The sequence below is a fragment of the Nocardia sp. CY41 genome, from assembly GCF_009829325.1.
Taxonomy (GTDB): Bacteria; Actinomycetota; Actinomycetes; order Mycobacteriales; family Mycobacteriaceae; genus Nocardia.
Window position 1 is genome coordinate 73,433 of sequence record NZ_VUOS01000024.1, and the last position, 19,560, is coordinate 92,992.

At 69.8% G+C, this 19,560-nt stretch carries 19 protein-coding genes; 4 read left to right on the forward strand and 15 right to left on the reverse strand.

Annotated elements, in window-relative coordinates; all coding sequences use genetic code 11:
• Positions 1-30: 30 nt before the first annotated feature.
• From GVY64_RS26180 to GVY64_RS26215, 8 genes are all read right to left on the reverse strand, one after another.
• Complete coding sequence (locus GVY64_RS26180; protein WP_159846752.1) at positions 31-483, reverse strand: MaoC family dehydratase; 453 nt, start codon at positions 481-483, stop codon at positions 31-33.
• A gap of 17 nt (positions 484-500) precedes the next feature.
• Positions 501-1,262, reverse strand: a complete 762-nt coding sequence (fabG, locus tag GVY64_RS26185) for a 3-oxoacyl-ACP reductase FabG (protein WP_159846755.1) — start codon at positions 1,260-1,262, stop codon at positions 501-503.
• Positions 1,263-1,294: 32 nt separating this feature from the next.
• Positions 1,295-2,278 carry an NADPH:quinone oxidoreductase family protein gene (locus GVY64_RS26190; protein ID WP_159847017.1) on the reverse strand — a complete coding sequence of 328 codons (984 nt, stop codon included), beginning with the start codon at positions 2,276-2,278 and terminating at the stop codon, positions 1,295-1,297.
• Between the two features lie 10 nt (positions 2,279-2,288).
• Positions 2,289-3,044, reverse strand: a complete 756-nt coding sequence (locus GVY64_RS26195) for an SDR family oxidoreductase (protein WP_159846758.1) — start codon at positions 3,042-3,044, stop codon at positions 2,289-2,291.
• A gap of 24 nt (positions 3,045-3,068) precedes the next feature.
• A complete protein-coding gene (locus tag GVY64_RS26200) occupies positions 3,069-4,286 on the reverse strand; it encodes an acetyl-CoA C-acetyltransferase (RefSeq protein WP_159846761.1) in 1,218 nt (405 codons plus the stop codon).
• 280 nt (positions 4,287-4,566) lie between these two features.
• Positions 4,567-6,018, reverse strand: a complete 1,452-nt coding sequence (locus tag GVY64_RS26205) for a dihydrolipoyl dehydrogenase family protein (protein ID WP_159846764.1) — start codon at positions 6,016-6,018, stop codon at positions 4,567-4,569.
• A 22-nt stretch (positions 6,019-6,040) separates the two neighbouring features.
• On the reverse strand, positions 6,041-6,484 hold the full coding sequence (locus GVY64_RS26210) for a VOC family protein (RefSeq protein WP_159846767.1): 444 nt from the start codon (positions 6,482-6,484) through the stop codon (positions 6,041-6,043).
• A gap of 25 nt (positions 6,485-6,509) precedes the next feature.
• Positions 6,510-7,478: an alpha/beta fold hydrolase gene (locus GVY64_RS26215; RefSeq protein WP_236567203.1), complete on the reverse strand. Its 969-nt coding sequence runs from the start codon at positions 7,476-7,478 to the stop codon at positions 6,510-6,512.
• A 237-nt stretch (positions 7,479-7,715) separates the two neighbouring features.
• On the opposite strand from GVY64_RS26215, the gene GVY64_RS26220 reads away from it, so the two are divergent.
• Entirely contained in the window at positions 7,716-10,535 is a 2,820-nt protein-coding gene (locus GVY64_RS26220; RefSeq protein ID WP_159846770.1) for a helix-turn-helix transcriptional regulator, read from the forward strand.
• Here GVY64_RS26220 and GVY64_RS26225 read toward each other — a convergent pair.
• The 5 genes from GVY64_RS26225 to GVY64_RS26245 all read right to left on the reverse strand — a co-directional run bounded on the left by GVY64_RS26225 (position 10,493) and on the right by GVY64_RS26245 (position 15,294).
• A complete protein-coding gene (locus GVY64_RS26225; RefSeq protein ID WP_159846773.1) occupies positions 10,493-11,281 on the reverse strand; it encodes an alpha/beta hydrolase in 789 nt (262 codons plus the stop codon). The genes GVY64_RS26220 and GVY64_RS26225 overlap by 43 nt on opposite strands.
• The gene (locus GVY64_RS26230) at positions 11,278-12,324 is read right to left on the reverse strand and encodes an alpha/beta fold hydrolase (protein WP_159846776.1); all 1,047 of its coding nucleotides are present in this window, start codon (positions 12,322-12,324) and stop codon (positions 11,278-11,280) included. The genes GVY64_RS26225 and GVY64_RS26230 overlap by 4 nt, the downstream gene beginning before the upstream one ends.
• 746 nt (positions 12,325-13,070) lie before the next feature.
• Positions 13,071-13,265 (reverse strand): hypothetical protein, encoded by a 195-nt coding sequence (locus GVY64_RS26235; RefSeq protein ID WP_159846779.1) that lies wholly within the window; start codon positions 13,263-13,265, stop codon positions 13,071-13,073.
• Positions 13,266-13,270: 5 nt separating this feature from the next.
• Entirely contained in the window at positions 13,271-14,488 is a 1,218-nt protein-coding gene (locus GVY64_RS26240; RefSeq protein WP_201298164.1) for an MFS transporter, read from the reverse strand.
• Positions 14,489-14,508: 20 nt separating this feature from the next.
• Positions 14,509-15,294, reverse strand: a complete 786-nt coding sequence (locus tag GVY64_RS26245) for an SDR family oxidoreductase (protein WP_236567205.1) — start codon at positions 15,292-15,294, stop codon at positions 14,509-14,511.
• Between the two features lie 63 nt (positions 15,295-15,357).
• Between GVY64_RS26245 and GVY64_RS26250 the strand changes: the two genes are divergently transcribed.
• Positions 15,358-16,374 (forward strand): helix-turn-helix transcriptional regulator, encoded by a 1,017-nt coding sequence (locus GVY64_RS26250; protein ID WP_159846782.1) that lies wholly within the window; start codon positions 15,358-15,360, stop codon positions 16,372-16,374.
• On the opposite strand, the gene GVY64_RS26255 is transcribed toward GVY64_RS26250, so the two are convergent.
• Entirely contained in the window at positions 16,343-16,978 is a 636-nt protein-coding gene (locus tag GVY64_RS26255; RefSeq protein WP_236567224.1) for a DUF3558 family protein, read from the reverse strand. The two genes, GVY64_RS26250 and GVY64_RS26255, sit on opposite strands and share 32 nt — an antisense overlap.
• A gap of 71 nt (positions 16,979-17,049) precedes the next feature.
• Here GVY64_RS26255 and GVY64_RS26260 point away from each other — a divergent pair, with 71 nt between their 5' ends.
• Both GVY64_RS26260 and GVY64_RS26265 read left to right on the forward strand, forming a co-directional pair.
• Positions 17,050-17,295 carry a hypothetical protein gene (locus GVY64_RS26260; protein ID WP_159846788.1) on the forward strand — a complete coding sequence of 82 codons (246 nt, stop codon included), beginning with the start codon at positions 17,050-17,052 and terminating at the stop codon, positions 17,293-17,295.
• A 90-nt stretch (positions 17,296-17,385) separates the two neighbouring features.
• A complete protein-coding gene (locus GVY64_RS26265) occupies positions 17,386-18,141 on the forward strand; it encodes a DUF6882 domain-containing protein (protein WP_159846791.1) in 756 nt (251 codons plus the stop codon).
• Between the two features lie 26 nt (positions 18,142-18,167).
• Here GVY64_RS26265 and GVY64_RS26270 read toward each other — a convergent pair whose 3' ends face one another.
• Entirely contained in the window at positions 18,168-19,364 is a 1,197-nt protein-coding gene (locus GVY64_RS26270; RefSeq protein WP_159846794.1) for an alpha/beta hydrolase, read from the reverse strand.
• Positions 19,365-19,560: the final 196 nt, after the last annotated feature.

Here is a 19,560-nt window from a genome sequence, read left to right on the forward strand (position 1 = left end):
ACAGATCGGACCCGAGTTCCGGATCGGCCATCACGGCACCAGCACCGCGACCGTCTCGGCCACGCACGCGGGCTTGTCCGAGCCCTCGAGCTGCACGGTCACTCGGGTCACCGCCTGTGACCCCATCGTGCCCGGCACGAGCGAGACCAGTTCCACACCGGCTCGGACCCGGGATCCGGCCGGAACCGGCGTCGGGAATCGCACCTTGTTGGTGCCGTAGTTGACGCCCATCGACAAGCCCCGGACCGCATACACCTGTCCGGCCAGCATCGGCACCATCGAGAGGGTGAGAAACCCGTGGGCGACGGTGGTGCCGAACGGTCCGGCGGCGGCTTTCGCGGGATCCACATGGATCCATTGGTGATCCCCGGTAGCTTCGGCGAAGCGATCGATCTGTTCCTGGGTCACCGTGTGCCAATCGCTGTATCCGAGGTGGGTCCCGACTGCGGACTCCAGCTCGGACAGGCCCTGGAATACCTGCACAGCTCTCCTTCCTCGGTTCAGTTCCGCGGGCCGCCGGCCACGTAGATCACCTGGCCGGACACGAATCCGGCGCCCTCGCTCACCAGGAAAGACACGGTGTGCGCGATATCGGCGGGAGTGCCGGTACGGGCGACCGGGATCTGGGCGGCCATCGCCGTCTTGAGTTCCTCGAAGGAAATGTTCATCCGGGCGGCCGTGGCCGCGGTCATCTCCGTCTCGATGAAACCCGGGGCGACCGCGTTCGCGGTGACGCCGAACTTGCCGAGTTCGAGTGCGAGTGTCTTGGTGAATCCCTGCAGTCCGGCCTTGGCGGCCGCGTAGTTGGCCTGGCCACGGTTGCCGAGTGCCGACGTGCTGGACAGGTTCACGATGCGACCCCACTTCTGCTCGATCATGTGCGCCTGCACCGCCCGGGCCAGCAGGAACGATCCGCGCAGGTGCACGTTCAGGACGGCATCCCAATCCTCGACACTCATCTTGAACAGCAGATTGTCGCGCAGGATCCCGGCGTTGTTGACCAGCACCGTCGGTGCGCCGAGTTCGGCGGCCACCCGATCGACCGCCCGGGTGACGGCGGCCTCGTCGGCGACATCGACACCGACCGCGAGCGCGCGGCCACCGGCCGACTCGATCTCGTCGACGACCGTCTTGCAGGCGGCCTCGTCCAGGTCGAGCACGGCTACCGCCATACCGTCGGCGGCCAGTCGCCGGGCGACGGCGGCGCCGATTCCGCGTGCGGCGCCGGTGACGACCGCGGTCCGCTGTGTCGGATCGGTCATGAATACTCCTCGAAGATGTGATCGGAAATTACTCAGGGTGTGTAGACCACTCGGCCGACGGTCTCGCCGTCCGCGAGTCGCTGCACGGCGTCGGCGACGTCCCCCAGCCCCAGCCGGGCACTGACCAGGGGGCGGATCGCACCGTCGGCGGCAAGTGCGGTCAGCGCGCGGTGGCATTCGGCGACGGCGGCCGGATCCTGGGTGTTGTACAAACCCCAGTGCAGACCGAGGATCGAATAGTTCTTGATCAGTGCGTGATTCAGTGCGGCGGTCTGGATCTCGCCGCCGGCGAATCCGACGACTACGATGCGTCCTTCGAAGGCAACGCATTTCGTGGACCGCTGGTACACCTCGCCGCCGACCGGGTCGTAGATCACGTCGGCACCACGACCGCCGGTTACGTCCTTGACGACATCGACGAAGTCCCGCTGGTGACGATCGATGACCACGTCTGCGCCCAAAGCCTCGGCGTAGGCTGCCTTTTCGGCACCGCCGACGACCCCGATCACCCGGGCGCCTGCGGCCTTGCCGAGTTGGATCGCGGCGCTGCCCACGCCACCTGCCGCGGCGTGCACCAGGAGGGTCTCGCCCGCTGACAATCCGGCGCGCCGATGCAACCCGAACCAGCCGGTCTGGTAGCCGATGAACAGCGCGGCCGCCTCCGCGTCGTCCAACGACGGCGGCGCGGGGAAGGTCTGGGTGGCCTCCAGCACGGCGAATTCCGCGAAACCGCCGTGGGGCAGCGCCGCGCCTCCGAGCACCCGGTCGCCGCCGGCGATCCCGGTCACGTCGGCACCGAGCGCCACCACTTCGCCGCACAATTCGACGCCTGGCGTGAACGGCAATGGCGGCCGGACCTGATAAAGGCCGCGGCACATCAGTACATCGGGAAAGTTCGCCGCGGCGCCGGAGACGCGCACGACAACCTGGCTCGGGCCGGGCTTCGGAACTTCCACGTCGTCGAGCCGGAGCACGGTGCCCGGTTCGCCCAGTTCGTGGACTCGCCACGCCTTCATCCGCGCCATGTCAGACCCCGCCGGTCAGCGTGACGCCGCCGTCCACGACCAGCAACTGCCCCGTCAGCCAGCTCGCGTCGTCGGAGAGCAGGAACGCCACCACACTGCCGATGTCCTCGGGCACGCCGAGCCGCTTCAGCGGGTAGGCCGCGGCGACCTCGTCCTCCCTGCCGTCGTAGAGAGCGGTGGCGAATTTCGTCTTCACCACCGCCGGGGCGACGGCGTTGACTCGCAGGTGCGGGCCGAGTTCGACCGCTAGTTCCTGGGTGATGTGCGTGAGCATCGCTTTGCTCGAACCGTAGAAGCCGATGCCCGGCGCGGGCTTGAGACCGGCGACCGACGATACGTTCACGATCGCGCCCCCGAAGTCCTTCATCCAAGCCCGGTACGTCTGCTGCACCCACGACAGCGCGGCCAGGCAGTTGACCTCGACGATCTTGCGGGCCACATCCAGCGGCAGATCGACCATCGGCCCGAACGCGGGGTTGATGCCGGTGTTGTTGACGAGGAGATCGGCGCTGCCGAACGTGTCGATCGCGCGCGCGACGGTCTCCGCCTGGTGATCGACGTCATCGGCGCGGCCCGCGACGGCCAGCGCGCGGTCCGGCCCGCCGAGTGTTTCCACCGCTTCGTCGAGGGCCTCCTGTTTGCGGGCGGTGATCACCACTCTCGCCCCCTCGTCCACCAAGCGCTGTGCGATGCCGAGCCCGATGCCTCGGCTCGCGCCCGTGACGATCGCTGTCTTGCCTTCGAATCTGTTCATCAATGCGTCCCTTTGTGGAGTCAGCGGTTACGACAGGCGCTCGAGCACCATCGCCATGCCCTGGCCGCCGCCGACGCACATCGTTTCCAAGCCGATCTGCTTGTCATGGAACTGCAGGGAGTTGATCAGAGTGCTGGTGATGCGGGCGCCCGTCATGCCGAACGGGTGACCGACCGCGATCGAGCCGCCGTTGATGTTGAGCTTGTCGAAGTCGACGCCCAGCTCCCGCGCCGAGGGAATGACCTGGGCGGCGAAGGCTTCGTTGATTTCGACCAGGTCGACGTCGTCGATGGTCATCCCGGCTCGGGCCAGCGCTTGTTTCGACGCTTCCACCGGCCCCAGGCCCATGATCTCGGGCGACAGCGCGCTGACTCCGGTCGCAACGATCCGAGCCAGCGGCGTCAGGCCGAGCTCGGCGGCCTTGGTGTCGGACATGATCACGACCGCGGCCGCGCCGTCGTTGAGCGGGCAGCAGTTGGCGGCCGTCACCGTCCCGTCGGGCCGGAATACCGGCTTCAGTTCGGCGACCTTCTCCAGGGTGACTCCCGGTCGCGGGCCGTCGTCCTTCGAGACGACACTGCCGTCGGGCAGGGTGATCGCGGTGATGTCGCGCTCCCAGAACCCGTTGGCGAGGGCGGCCTCGGCGAGGTTCTGGCTGCGGACACCGAAAGCGTCCTGCTCGGCACGGCTCACGCCGCACAGTTGCGCCACGTTCTCCGCGGTCTGCCCCATCGCGATGTAGACGTCGGGCAGCAGACCCTCGGTGCGCGGATCGGTCCAGGCCTCGCCTCCCGCGGCGAATTTCTCGGTCCGGCGCACCGCGTCGGCGAATACCGGGTTCTCGGTGCCGGGCATCCCGTCGGCGCTGCCCTTGCCGTAGCGGCTCACGGTTTCCACACCGGCGGAGATGAACACGTCGCCCTCGCCGGCTCGGATCGCGTGCAGCGCCATCCGGGTCGTCTGCAAACTCGACGAGCAGTACCGATTGACCGTGGTGCCGGGCACTCGATCCAGTCCCGCCAGAATCGCCACCACCCGGGCGAGATTGAAGCCCGACTCACCGGCGGGCTGGCCACACCCGAGCATCAGATCGTCGATGCCGTTCGGTCCGAGGGCGGGCACCTTCGCCAGCGCGGCCCGCACGATCTGCGCCCCCAAGTCGTCGGGCCGGAGATCCCGCAAGGAACCCTTGCCGGCGCGACCGATCGGTGACCGGGCGACAGAGACGATGACGGCTTCGGGCATGACTGCTGTACCTCTCGAGCAAGTTACTGAGCGCTTGTTAACCTCCCGCCACCATGCTGGACAGATCGGCGGTGGTCAATACGTCACAGCCGATTCGGACTGTGACACAGGGCACAAGGCGGTGTGACCTCAGCGAACGCTGCTCTGCTGCTCGAGGGCCGCTGGGATCGGCCACCGGTAAGAGGCGGCTCGCGCCGGTATGTCGAGTACCAGGCCATCACCTCTGACGAACATCGACCACCGGCCGCGGCATGCCGGGCCGATGGTGGCGGAGAACGGATCAGCGCCGCTGGTCGCGATAGGTCTCCAGCAGGCGCAGCCACACCTCGCTGATGGTGGGGAAGGGCGGAACGGCATGCCAGAGCCGGTCGATCGGGATCTCGCCGGTGATCGCGACGGTGGCCGAGTGCAGCAGTTCGGCCACGCCCGCGCCGGCGAACGTGGCGCCGACCACCACGTGCCGGTCCGGGTCCACGAGGATCCGCGCGCGGCCCCGATAGCCGGGAGTGTGCTGCACCGCCCCGGCGACCCGGCCGATGTCGTAGTCGACCACGTCGACCTTCCGCCCGCAGCGCTCCGCGTCCTCGGTGGTGAGGCCGACGGCGGCGATCTCGGGTTCGGTGAACACCACTTGTGGTACCGCCAACCGGTCGGCGGTGCCCGCGTGCCGCCCCCACGGACCGGTCTCGAGGGCGCGGCCGCGGGCCCGGTCCGCGATGACGGCGCCCGCGACCCGTGCTTGGTATTTGCCTTGATGGGTGAGCAGCGCGCGGTGGTTGACATCGCCCACCGCGTACAGCCAGTCCCCGCCGACCGCGGTCACGGTGAAGGTCTCGTCGGTGTCGAGCCACTGCCCAGGGGCCAGGCCGATGGTCTCGAGTCCGATGTCCTCGGTGCGGGGTGCGCGCCCCGTCGCCAGCAGCAGTTCGTCGGCGACGATTCGGCTGCCGTCGCCGAGCGTGACGTGCACACCGTCGTCCGGTCCGCCCGCCCGTTCGGCGTGCACGATGGTGGTGCCGAACCGGAGATCGGCGCCCGCCGCCCGCAGCCGGTCGGCGACCAGCTCCGCGGCGAAGGGCTCGACGCGGGGGAGCAGCCGGGACTCGCGGGCGACGAGCGTCACCCGCGACCCCAGCGCCTGCCACGCCGTGGCCATCTCGGCAGCGACCACGCCCGCGCCCAGAACGACCAGCCGGCCGGGCACCCCGCGGGCGCTGGTGGCCTCCCGGCTCGTCCAGGCGCGCACCGTGTCCAGTCCTGGCAGCGGCGGCAACGCCGCGCGGGTGCCGGTGCAGACGGCCACCGCGTGCCGGGCCTCGAGGTCCAGCGTCGCGCCGTCCGAGGTCTCGACCGTCACCCGGCGCCGGCCGGTGATCCGTCCGTGCCCGCGCACCAGGGCGATGCCCGCGGAGCCGAGCCAGTCGACCTGGTCGCGGTCGTCCCAGTCGGCGGACATGCGATCGCGGTGTGCCAAGACGGCCGCGGCGTCGAGAGGCCGGGTGAGCGCCGCGGCGACGCCGGGAACCCGGCGGGCCTCCGCGTGGAGCAAGGCGGGCCGCAGCAGCGCCTTGCTGGGTTCGCAAGCCCAGTAGGAGCATTCGCCGCCGACCAGCTCGGCTTCTACGATGACGGTGCGCAGTCCGGCGGCGCTGGTTCGGTCGGCGACGTTCTCACCGACCGGCCCGGCTCCGAGGACCACGACGTCGTAGGTCCGAGAGTTCTCGTCTGTCATGGCAGTGCTTTCGTCTCGGTCGTCAGCGGCCGGGTGCCCGCTGGGTGACTTCCTGCAGGAACCAGCTGTTGCCATCGGGGTCGTGGAAGGCTGCGAAGGAGCCGTAGCTGGCGCGTTGCGGGTGCGCCCCGGGGACGCGCTGCGCGGTGCCCGCGTGGTGGAACACGCCGGTGGCGTCGCGGAACGGCCCCTCGACCTCGACGCCGCGCTCGCGCAACTCCGCGATCGACCGCTCGATATCGGTGACGACCAGGTGCAGCCCGTGCAGCGAGCCGGGCGACGCGGCCGCCACGCCGGTGCCGAAGATGATCGAGGCTTCCGATCCCGGCGGTGTCACTTGGACGACCCGATACCCCTCGTCCACCGTGAAGTCGGCGTCGAGGCGGAACCCGAGCCCGGTGTAGAAGTCCTTCGCGCGGTCGACGTCGGCGACGGGCAGCACGACGACTTCCAGTCTCATGTCCATGATTGCGACTCTCCTGTTCTGGCGGTTACCGGTGCGCGCTCTGGGCGGCCTGTTCGATGACGTCGGCGACGACGCCGGGATGGGACACGGCCACCGAGTGGGAGGCAGCAGCCACCTCGGTGACGTGGGCGTGGGCGCGTTCGGCCATGAACCGCTGGGCCGCGACGGGAATGTTGCGGTCCTCGGTGGTGATCACGTCCCAGCTGGGCTTGTCGGTCCAGGCCGCCGCGGTGGCGGGCTCTTCGAGCGCGGACTGCGCGATGGGGCGTTGGGTAGCTGCCATGAGGGCAGCGCGTTCGGCGTCGACGTCGGCGGCGAACTGGTCGCGGAACGCGTCCGGCCGGATGTAGAGGTCCTCACCCGGCGTACCGCTGGGCCCGGTGATCGGAATCCGGCCCAGGGCGGCGGGCAGGGTCGAGCCGGGGTAGCGGCCGGTCAGGTCGAGCGCCGTCTCCCCGGGGGCGGGCAGGAACGCCGCCACGTAGACGAGCGCCGCGACCTGCGGATTGCCTGCTGCCGCCGCGCTGATCACCGAGCCGCCGTAGGAGTGGCCGACCAGTACGACGGGTCCGTCGATGGTGCCGAGCAGGGCTTTGAGCGCGGCGGCGTCGGCGGCGGGCCCGCGCAGCGGATTCGCCGCCGCCACAACGCGATACCGGTCGTGGGTGAGGCGCTCGATGACCTCGTTCCAGCTCGATCCGTCGGCGAAGGCCCCGTGTTCGAGGAGGATGGTCGGTTTCGGCGCGTCCGGCGTCGGGCCGGTGTGGGTGGTGGTGCTCGCGGTGCACGCGACGGCCAGCGCGCCTCCGGCCACGACGGCAGTCAGTGCGGTCACCGCGCGAGCGACCCGGTGGATACGGACGCTGCGGCGTCGGATGTCTTTCATGATGGCCTTTCTCGATAGGTCAGGCGGGCACCGCAGGCCGTCGGCGAAGAAGGCGATGAGTGCATCGATGACCGGGTCGCCGTAGCGCTCGTCGTCGTGCGGGCCCACCGCTTTCCGCCGCCGGACCGCGGTGACGGTTCCGGCTGCCTGTCGAGCATCGCTGTCGAGCGCACGGCGGCGAATCCGTCGGATGACGTAGCGGTGACGTATCTTCCCCGGCGCCTCGGCGGTGTCCGCTGCGCGCGCGAGCGGTCGAATGACCTCGGTACGGCCCCTTCGCGAAGGCTTCGCCGCAGTGGAACCGACCGGTTAGTCTTGCCGCAGGCGCGAGAGGAGCGACCCGACATGGAGTCATGTGCCGCGGCGATGGTGGGCCGCGACGACGAGCAAGCGCAACTTTCCTCGTTCGTGACAGCCCCGGGCGGTAGGTCGCTGATCCTGCGCGGCGAAACCGGTGTCGGCAAGAGCGCGCTGCTCGCCCACGCCGCCGACCTGGCCGAGCGCGCCGAGTACCGGGTCCTGCGCGTGACCGGCGTCGAAGCCGAATCCGAACTGCCCTACGCGGGACTGCACCAGTTCCTGTATCCGCTGCTGGCGCACGCGTGCGACCTCGACGAAGGGACTCGCGCCGCATTCGACGCCGTCTTCGGGCAGCGGGCCGGGGATCCGCCCTCGGTCATGACGCTGGGCATCGCCGTACTCAACCTGCTCGCATCGGCCGCGCGGGAGCGGCCGCTGCTGCTGGTCCTCGATGACGGCCAGTGGCTGGACACCGCCAGCGCCGAGGTGTGCGGTTTCATCGGCCGCAGGCTCACCGGCAGCGCGGTGAAGATGCTGATCGCACTACGTGCCGACATCCACGCGCGGCTGGATACCGCCGCCTTGCCCGAGACCACGATCCCGCCGTTGTCCGAGCATGCGGCCGCCTGCCTGCTCGATCAGCGCCACCCGGGCTTGACCGCGCGTACCCGCCGCCTCACCCTCGAACACGCGCGCGGCAACGCACTGGCTCTGCTGGAGTTGCCCGCTTACATCGCCGGCGCGGCGGACACCCCCGACGACATCGTCGACGAACTCGCGGTTCCACTGCCGAAGCGGTTGCAGCGCTTGTACAGCGGGCGGATCGCGGCGCTTCCCGAGACCGTGCGCGCGGAACTGCTCAAAGGCGCGCTCGACGGGGTCGGCGCGCGCGCCACCGCGACCGTGGGGCCTGCGAGCCGCTACCGGATGCGCGACGCCGAGGAGGCAGTGCGCCTCGGGCTACTCGAAATAGACCTGCGCACAGGCGATTTCACGTTTCGACATCCGCTGGTACGTTCGGCTGTGGTGCAGCAGGCCACGCCCAACCAGCGGCGGGCCGCGCATACCGCGCTCGCGCTGGTGCACCGCGACGACGTCGAGCGCCGTGCCAAGCATCTGGCGGCGGCCACCATCGATCCCGACGAGCAGGTGGCGGCGGCGCTGGAGGCGGCGGCCGAATCGGCGACCCGCCGCGGCGGGGCGCTGGCGGCGGTGGCATGGCTGACCCGCGCCGCGCAGCTCAGCGAGAACCACGAAAACCGTTCGCGCCGCCTCGGCGACGCCGCTTTCGTCGCCGGGCACGCGGCCCGGCTGGGTCAGGCGCAGCGGATCGTGCAGTCGGATCCGGCTCCGGGCGGGAACGAGTCACCGGCCGCGGTGCTGGCCTCGGCGTACTCGGCGCTGTACCAGGACGGTGACGTACGCGGTTCGCACCGACGCGTCTCGGCCGCCATCGAGGAGTTGTCCGCCCGCGGCGCGCCCGAGCAGCAGGAGGTGCTGGTCCGGCTGGTGAATCTGCTGCTGGCGATCAGTCAGTACGCCGGAAACGCCGCGATGTGGGCGCGGACCCGTGACCTGCTCGCCGACCTGGGCGACCTGCTGCCGCCGCGCACGCGGATCTACCGCGACTCGTGGAGCGATGTGGTGCGCCACGGCGCCGGCCTGGCGCAGCCGGTGGAGTCGGCCGCGGCGCGGCTGCCGGAACTGGAACCGTGGGACGTCACCCGGCTGGCGGTCTCGTCCTATCACCTGGACATTGCGGGGGAGTACCGTCCGTACCTGCAGCGGATCGTGGACCGGGAACTCGAGACCGGCGCGGTGGCCAGCGGCATCGTCATGCTGCACCTGATCATGCTGGATCAGACGCTGACCGGTGAATGGGACGAGGCCGAGCGAACCGGGCAGCGGTCGCTGCAGCGGGCCGTCGACCTGGGCTACGACCTGTTCGCCCAGCAGAGCCGCGGCTACCTGGCGCAACTGGCGGCGCTGCGCGGGCGCCTCGACGAGGCCCGTGAACTGCAGGCGGTGGTCGACTCCTGGGCCAGGCCACGGGGTCTCGGATTCCTCACCCAGGCCGCCGACGCAGCGGGCACGACAGCGGCGCTGACCGCGGGCGATTTCGAGGCGGCCTATCTGCACGCCATCGGCATCACACCGCCGGGCGAGTTCGTACCGTACGCCTATCAGGCTTCGCGTAGCCTGCTGGACCTGGTCGAAGCCGCCGTGCGCACCGGGCGCACCGAGGAGGCGCACGCACATGCCGCCGCCGCATGGGACGCCGGCCTGCCCGCGATCTCACCGCGCCTGGCGATCCTCACCTTCGGCGCCATGGCGATGACCACCGCCGACGACGCGCGCGCCGCCGACATGGTGGCTCGTGCCGAGAGCCATCCCGCGGCCGCACGTTTCCCCTTCGAGCTGGCACGGATCCGATCGGCGCACGGGCTGCGGCTCCGGCACGCCAACAGCAGGACGGCGGCCAGGCACCACCTGTCGGCGGCGGCGGATGCGTTCGAGCGGCTGGGCGCTCCGGCGTGGGCCGAGCGCGCGCGGGCCGAACTGCGTCCGCTCGGTGTCGGCGGGGCCGGGACAGCGGCGGAGCCCGCCACGCTGACCTGGCAGGAGCGTCGGATCGCCGATCTGGCGGCGGCCGGACTGACCAACAAGGAGATCGGCGTACAGCTGCACCTGTCGCCGCGAACCGTCGGCTCGCACCTGTACCGGATCTTCCCCAAACTGGGCATCACGACCCGCGCCGCACTCCGTGACGCACTCGCCCGCGTGCCGGAGGCGGGCGGCCCGCCGGACCGAGCACCGGCCGATCAGGCTCGGATGCCGTGGTCGGTCAGCCAGCCCAGGACGTGATCGGCGATCTCGGGCCACCCGCTGTCGATCACGAGGGAATGTCCTCGGTCGGCGAACTGCGCGAGCTCGCTCACCGCCACGGAGTCGCCATAGCGCTTGTACATCGCCCGCGTCATCGTGTCGGGCGCCAGTCGATCCTCCTGCCCGGAGACCAACAGCAACGGTCCGCGATCCTGGTTGCCGGTGGCCACCGTGAGTTCCGTCTGCCCCGGTTCGCTTCGCGCGCCGATGTCGCCGAGCAGCCGCAGAGGCATCGGGACGACGTGTCGGCCGAAGAGCGCGGCGGCCTCGCCCGCGTCGACCGCGTTGGCGAAGAACTGCCGGAATTCGCGCGGCGACAGGCGGGCCGGCTCGCCAGGAGATTCCGGTACGGCCGGCCGTGCGACGACCAGCCGGTTGAGATCGCCGGGCGGGATCGGCGCCAGCGCCACGGCCGCCAGAGCCAGATCCGCGCCGAGTAGATACTGGGCGATCAGGCCGCCGACACAGTGGCCGATGAGCACCGGGGGAGTGTCGAACGAGCGCGCGACGCGCACGTAATGCGCGGTCAGTGCCGCCAGTCCGAGATCGCGCCACCCGGAAGGATCGGCGCGAGTCGCGGCCACGGTGTCCAGCTCACCCGGCCACCGGGGAGCGCTCACCGCGAACCCCCGGCTCATGAGACACCGTGACCACCCTTGCCACGACGACGCGTGCAACCACGCGCCGTGCAGCAACACCACGGGTGTTCGCCGCGCGGAACTCACAAGTGGTCGGCGTCGATGATCGCCTGGGCGAAGGGCTGCGGAGCCTCCTGCGGCACGTTGTGCCCGATGCCGCCGAGCACCCGGTGCTGATAGCGGCCGGTGAATCTGCCGCGGTAGGCCGCGCCGTCCTTGGCCGCGCCGTCGAAATCACTGGCCAGGGTGATGGTCGGCACCGTGATGGCCGGAGCGGCCGCGAGCTGCTGCTCGTAGCCGTCGTACTGCGGTTCGCCCGGTGCCAGTCCGAGGCGCCAGCGGTAGTTGTGGATGACGATGTCGACGTGGTCGGGATTGTCGAACGTCGCCGCGCTGCGGTCGTAGGTGGCGTCGTCGAACTCCCACTGCGGTGAAGCGTTGCGCCAGATCAGTTTGTTGAAGTCGTGCCGGTTGCGGGCGTAGCCCTGGCGGCCGCGCTCGGTGGCGAAGTAGTACTGATACCACCAGCCGAGCTCGGCCTGCGGGGGCAGCGGCTGCTGGTTGCCGGTCAGCGAGGTGACCAGGTATCCGCTCACCGAGACCAGAGCCCGGCAGCGTTGCGGCCACAGCGCGGCAACGATGTCGGCGGTGCGTGAGCCCCAGTCGAATCCGCCGAGGATCGCGGCATCGATACCGAGCGCGTCCATGAGATCGACCACGTCGCGGGCGATCGCGGACTGCTGGCCGTTGCGCACGGTCCGCTCGGATCGGAAGGTCGTCGGCCCGTAACCGCGCAAGTAGGGCACGATCACCCGGTAGCCGGCCGTCGCGAGCAGCGGCCCGACGTCGGCGTAGCTGAAGGGATCGTATGGCCAGCCGTGCAGCAACAGCACCGGTGTGCCGGTCGCGGGGCCGTATCGGACGTATCCGACGTTCAGCAACCCCGCCTCGATCTGCTGGACCGGGCCGAGAGTTGTGTGGGCGCCCGCCCCCGCCCGCAGGGCCGCGCCCGCAGGCGCCGTGGCGGGCGTCGACTCCGCTGCCGAGCAGGCGGTGAGCGAGCCCGCGGCCACCCCTGCGGCGCCCACCGCCAGCGCTCCGCCGAACAATCGTCGTCTGTTGATGGTCATCGCAACTCCCTCGCAAGGCTCCGGCTCGTGACCGCATCCGGTCACCACCGACGACGCTAGGCAGCGTCCGTGTCCCGCCGCGTCGGTCGGATGACGTAATCGGTGACTGCCATGGCCCGGCGGATGACTGTCGGTCATCGCCGCGACCGGCACCGCAGCGCATTCGGCCGGGGGCTACTTCCGCCTCCCGTTCACGCGATGCGTGCGAATCCTCGGCGGGTAGGTGTGGGCGCGGCGCAGGCCTGCGGAGAGTCAGCGTGGACCGGCAGGTCAGTCCACGCGGGGAGCTTCGGGATCGCCGCTGAAACCACTGTCGGGCTCGCCTCCGGTGCCCGATCTCTCGCCTGCGCCTTTTCCTATTCGGCGCGGTTTGGCCATACGCCGGATACCGGCGGCCGGAGCGTCGTCACCAGCTCGTTTCCGCCGCAACGCGTCGAGGTCGATGACACTCCCACCCGGCTGGGCACTGCCCGGATCCTCCGCGGGAGCGGAGTGCTGCGCCGCGCCGGGGTCGACCGGCCACCACCCTGTCTCCCGCTGCAGTTCCGATCGCAGTACGGGCTTGGTCGGTGCAGGGTCGTAGACGGAGCCGCGTTCCGAGCGCCAAGTCTTGTGGAGACGCTCGCCGGCCTCTTCCGCCACACGCCGCGGGCGTCGCGGTAGTCGGGTGACTTTCGACGTGCCGTCTCCTGCTCCGGGAATCTCCACAGCCTTCATTCCTTCTTCCAGCGTCCTGCGCAACCGTTTCAGCTCGTTGAGGAGCCGGCGAATGCCACTGCACCCGTCGGCGCCACGACCGCCGGAACGCCGAGCTGATGTTCGAACTCCTCGCTGATTGCGTCGCTCACGTCTGTATTCTCCCTCAGGCCGTCCGCCGAGGGCACGCGGCCGCCACGCACCAGCACCCGGTCGAGCGTGCCGCCGGGGATGAGGTCGGTCACAACAGTCACTTCTGTCCGGTTTTCGGGATGCTCGCGGTCGACAGAACGGCGGCTACGGCGGCGAGGGCGGACAGGAGCAGGAAGGTCGTGGCGTAGCCGCCGAGGACGGATGCCAGAGCGGCGGCGGCGAACGGCGCCGCGGCCATGGTGATCATCAGCGGTGCCGCGAGCAGACCGGTGAGGTGCCCGTAGTGCCCGGTTCCCCAGCGGTCGCTGACGGCGGTGGCTTGCAACAGGGTGAACACTCCGCGCGACATGCCGGCGGCTATCGCAGCCGGGATCAACGTCCATGCGGTGGTGAAGACCCCCAGCAGCGCGGTGGTCGCGGCGATGGCCAGCAGGATCACCACGGTGCGAGTGCGGATGCTGGTGCGCGCGGCGAACGCGGAGTAACCGATCCGGCTGGCTACCTGCCCGGCGCCGCCGAGCCCGAGCGCGACCGCCGCCAGGCCGTTGTCGAGACCGCGTTCGGTCAGCAGCGGAACCAGGGTGACCACCACCGCGAACGACGCGAACCCCGCGGCGCTCAACGCGAGCGCCAGCGTCAGGAAGCAGCGGCTACGCGCGATCGGCCCGGGATCGGTGAGATGCGCGTGCTCGGGTTCCGCGACCGGGCGGGGTGGCCACGGCAGCCGCAGTCCGAACCAGTGCCCGGGCACGGTGACCACGGCAAGAATCGCCATGAGCACCAAATAGGTCGCCCGCCAGTCCATGTGCGCGGAGATCGTGGCGGTCAACGGGGCGAATACCGTCGAAGCCATGCCCCCGGCCAAGGTGAGCACCGTGAGAGCACGAACCCGGTCGGGGCCGTGCCAACGGGTCAGCGCGGCGAAGGCGGGGGGATACAGCATCGCTGCCATGGCTGTCCCGGTCAACAGCCAGCCGGCGAAGAACCACACCGGGTGCGCTGCGGTCGCGACCACGGTCAGCGCCGGGATCGCCAGGATCGAGCCCGCGCTCATCACTCCACGGGGACCGTGGCGGTCGATCCAGCGCCCGATCGGGATCCCGGTGAGGGCGGCGACGAGTTGTCCGGCGGAGAACGCGGCGGTCAGCGTGGTGGCCGGCCAACCGGTGTCGGTGGTGATGTGCCCGAGCAGCACGGGAAAGGCGTAGAACAGGATTCCCCAACTGGTGATTTCGGTGACGCACAGCACCACCAGCACCCGGCGCAGCCCGGCCGGGGTCACCACCGGCTGTGGTGGGGCGGAAACAGCCTCCATGGCGCGCCCCGGATGAGCTGTCAAGTCAGCCCTCCGTCCGCACGGATGTTCTGGCCGGTGACCCATCGGTTGTCCGGATCGACCAAGAGGGCCACAAGGTCTGCGATGTCGGTGGGCCGGCCGATGCGTCCGAGCGCGGTCATCGCCGCGGCCGCCTCCAGAGCTCCCGGTTGCGCGCTGGAACGGAGCAGGTCGGTGTCGGTCGGACCGAGAGAGAGGGTATTGGCCGTGATGCCTCGGTGTCCGAACTCGCGTGCGGCGACGCGGGTGAGCTGTTCGACTGCCGCCTTGCTCGCCGCGTAGATCGCTTCCCCGGGACTGGGCCAATGAGTGCCGACCGTGGAGAGGGTGAGGATCCGTCCACCGTCGCGCAGCCGCGGCGCTGCCTGCTGAAGGGCGAGGAACGTACCGCGGGCGTTCACGGCCATCACACGATTCCACTCCTCGATGCCCGCCTCGGCCAGTGGCGCACTGGTGAACACACCGGCGTTGGCCACCAGGATGTCCAGCCCGACACCGCTCTGCTCGAACACGGTGTCTGCGGCGGCGAATGCCGCGGGGACCTGGTCGGGATCGCCGAGATCCAGCCGAACCGCCGACGCGCGTCCGCCGCCTGCGGCGATCTCGGAAACCAACGTCTCGGCAGCTTCCGACCGTGTGTGATAGGTGAACACCACAGTGGCACCCGAGGCGGCCAACTCGGCGGTGATGGCGCGACCGATACCGCGCGATCCTCCGGTGATCAGGGCGCCGCGACCGGCCAGTGGCCGGGAGGAAGTGGCAGCGGGACTCATCGAAGTGGTCATGCGGGTAACAGTGGCAGTCAACGCGGCACGAATCGCTCCGCGATGGATGAGAGGCTGATCGGCATGGTGGATACCAGTGTCCGGCTTTTGCGGCTGCTCGGTTTGCTGCAGACCCGGCGTTGCTGGACCGGGGCCGAGTTGGCTACTCGTCTGGGCGTGAACACCCGCACGATCCGTGTCGATATCGCCCGGCTGCGTCGGCTGGACTATGAGATCGACGCTACGCCCGGCGTGGCCGGCGGGTACCGACTCCGGGCCGGTGCCACGCTGCCGCCCGTTCGATTCGAGGACGACGAGGCCGTGGCGGTCGCGGTGGCTCTACGCACCGCGGCGCGCGCGGGCGTGGTCGGTATCGGTGACGCCGCCGCCCGGGCCGCCGTCAAACTGGAACAACTGCTCCCGCCGCGGCTGCGTCACCGGCTGCACACGGTGCATTCGGCGACCGAACCGGTTCTCGATGCCGGCAACCTGGTGGACACCCACGTTTTCCGGGCTGTCGCCACGGCGATCGAGCGCACCGAGATACTCCGATTCGACTACTCCGATCGGCACGCGAAGACCAGTTGTCGTCGAGTCGAACCACACCGGATGGTGCACAGCAGCGGACGCTGGTATCTCGTCGGCTACGACCTCGATCGCCAGGATTGGCGCAGCTATCGCGTCGACCGCATCGACCCGAAGACACCGACCGGGCCCGGCTTCACGATCAGAGAACTTCCCGGACCGGATCCGGTGGCCTTCGTGACCCGCGGGCGGATGGCGGCACTGTGGAACTACACCGCGCGAGTCACCGTTCACGCGCCCGCCGACACGGTCGCAGCCCGTATCCCCACTGGCATCTGGACCGTCGAACCGATCGATGCACACAGCAGCGCGCTGGAAGCCGGAGCGCAAAGCCCGCAACTGCTCGCGGCATACCTCGCCGCGATGGACCTCGACTTCCACCTCGACGTCGAACAGGCGCCGGAACTCGCAGCCGCCGTCACCGGAATCGCCGCCCGCTACTCGGCAGCCACGCGCAGGACTCGAGCAGGCGCTCGCGACGCGCTCAGGGCAGATACCCGACCAGAGCACCGCTGAGACGCCGCGCCGCAACGCAAGGCTCCTGAGGTGCATCGGGCTTCGGATTCCGCGTGACGAATGCGACGAGGCCGCCCGGCACCGGAATGCCGATGTAGCACCCGATTTTGTTCGTGTCCTGGGCCGCGCGATATCGGTAGGCCGCTCGGTCGCCGACCGGCAGCGGATCGAAATCCACGTAGCGGCCGCTCTGCAGGAGATCCTGCAACGTCTGCCGAGTCGACACGATTGTGAATTCGGAGTTACCCGTCAGGGACTGCCAACGGCAGCTCTTGTCGCCGGAGTCGTCGGTGAGCACTTCCCTGCTGTCGGGGCGGAATCCCTGCTCGGTGATATCGGCCTCGGATATCCCGCAGGGGTCCCAGAGCGCGACGGGCGCCGCCGTCACGGGCTGCTGAGCGGGCGCCGGCGCGGCCGTCGCGCTCTCGACTCCGGTGTTCGAGTTCTCGCCCCCGGCGGAAGCGGTCGCACCCCCGGCGGACGTGATCGCGGCCGCAGCGGTTGTGGTAACTGCTGGCTGCGAGTTGCTCGGTGTCGGTCCACTATTACTGGAAGTGCTGTCACACCCCGCGAGCAACACTGCAGCGCCGACGGCCACGACCATGGCACCCAACGACTTCCCTCTACCAGACATTTACGAAGCTCCTTCGGTGCCAACTACTTCCGGGAGCACCGATGCCCGATGCGCCCGTCCCCGAGCTGGTTCCGGTCACGACTATGACCTCGGTGGCTGTATCGAGCACCGGTTTCCGCCCGTTACCAACTCCAAAAGTCCTGCGTCGCAGTAGAAGAGGATCGTTCGGGCGCGGCATGCCGGGTTTCATGGCCGATCACCCCGGCGAGCTGGGCCGGCAGGTCGTGCAGCAGCTGTTCGCCGATGGCTTCCTTCCGCACCCGTTGCCCGGCAGGCGGCCGGCGTAGGCGCGGTGTCGCCGCGTCCCGGATGACACGCTCGTCTCGGAAATCCGAGCGGAAGCGGAGCGGTGGCTGGGCGTTGACTACGCTGACGCGGTGTCCCAATCCGTGCCACTGACGAGACTTCTCGATGACGCGGGCTTGTTGTCGCTCGAGCACCGGCTGCACCTCGAGGACGTACTCGGCGCACACGTGTGGGAGGTCGACCTGGAAGGACGCCGGCTCGAATTCCTCGGCGACGAGCGCTCCTTCGTGTGCACCGACGTCCATCTGCTCGGCACGGCCGACGCCGAGACGTGGCTGTGGGGGTGGGTCAATCCGTGGGATTATCCGCCGTCATTGCTGCGTGCCGCCGAGACGGTGCGCCGGTTCGGGTTGCGGTACGGCGTGGCCGAATTGTGTTCGGCCGAACTGCCGGTCGTGCACGGGGGCGCGGCGCCGGAGCCCTACCAGGTCGCCGGGCTGATGGCGGATGCCGCGAAAATCGTATGTGGGCGCTGGAACTCCTACTGCGGGATCATCGACGGCGCATGCGTCGCGTTTCTCGTCGACCACCCGGCGTTCGAGCTGCCCGCGCCCACCGCGTCAGGCCTTGCTCGTGTCTTGGCGTATGGTTTCGGGGCGCTGCCGCTGACCGATCATCGGCGTGCCGTGCACAGCTACCTGACGCGGCGGGGCCTGGTCGCCGAATTCCTCGACGACCACCGGTGGCTGGAATTCGGCGGCGACGGTCTCGCGGGAGAGGCCGAGTTCGACGCCTCCGGCCAGATCGCGCACCTCGACATCCGGATCGCCGTGGCGGAGAGTGACTCGCCCGTCGCGGCGAAAACCCAGTCGGCCCCTTCGCACTGAACACTGGAGGGCGTCGGGCCCGCCGGTCAGCTCGGCGGGAACTGCTGCTGGAACCAGCCGAGAATCTCGGGCAGCGCGGCCCGCGCGGTTCCGCCGTGGTCGAGGTCGCCCAAGTCGCTCAGCGTGGCGTTGCCGCTGCCGAGAGCTCGCAGGCAGTGTTCGGCATTGGGATACGGGACCGCGCGGTCGCCGCGGGAAGCGTAGAGGTGGACGGGCACCCGCGGCGTCCAGTCGCAGGTGCCGTCGCTCTCGGCGACGGCCTTCGCGGCGGCGCCGCTCGGTTCGGTGGTCGACTGGAGGAACCGCGGGGTCAGCAGTTGCGCGGGGGTGGCGGCCAGCGAGGTCACGATGGTGATCTCGCTGTGGAAGCCGTCGAAGAGTCCTTCGACCTTGTCGGCATAGGGCAGCTGGAAGGCTTCCGCCGGATCGTCGTAGAGGTGGTGGATCCGGTTCATCGAGGTGATCCAGTAGGCGAGGAACAGCACCGCGGCGCCGGGAACGATCCGTCCGTCGAGTGCGGCGGGCGCCTGGACGTGCTGGAGATCGTAGGGCCCGCTGATCGGGGCCAGGGCGGCGACACCGAAGCCCGGGATCGTCCCGGCGTGCAGTGCCTTGCCGAGGGCCATTGCCGCGTGGCCGCCCTGGGAGAAGCCGGTCACCAGCACGTTCGGGTCCAGCTCCCGGCCCTGTCGGACCGCCAGCGCACCGGCCGCGCGCAAGAGGTCGGCCGACGCGCTCGTCTCCGAGGGCGCGTGGGTGTAGGGATGCGGCCCCGGACCGTTGCCGAGACCCAAGTAGTCCGGTGCGGTCGCCGCGTAGCCCGCGGCCGCGAAGGCGACCGTCCGTAGCCGTTCGGGGAGATTGCGCGTGTCGACCGAGGGGGCGTCGCTTCTGAGCGTCATGGTCCCGTGCTCGTAGCTGACCAGGCGCAGCCGCCGTGAGTCGGTGCGGGGCAGAACCACCAGGCCGGTGGCGGTGGTCGGTTCGTCCTGCGGGATGATCGTCCGGTATTCGACGCGGAAGGCGTCGACACCGTTGCGGACGGGGGTACGGATTCCGCCGTTGCCCAGAAGCGTCGCGGTCTCCTCGGCTGCCAGCCCCATCAGCGGCGTGGTCGATACGACTTCCCCTCGATCAGGCGGCACTTGGTGTTCGGCGTTCCCGCACCCCGCGGCGCCCAGCAGGACGACCACCGCGATCAGGCAGCGCGTCAGACGGTGCATCCGTCGGTCCTCTCGGTGGTGATCGGCTTCGCTCCATCATCGCGGTTGCGCGGCCAAGTCATCGAAGATACCGGCGGGCTACCGGATCGGCGGTCGCGGCAGGTGGCGCCGAAGACACGCAACCGCGGATGGAGCGACTCGCCGCTGTCATCCGAAGCGGGGCCCGGTATCCAGTGCCTGGTCGTAGCTGGCTGGT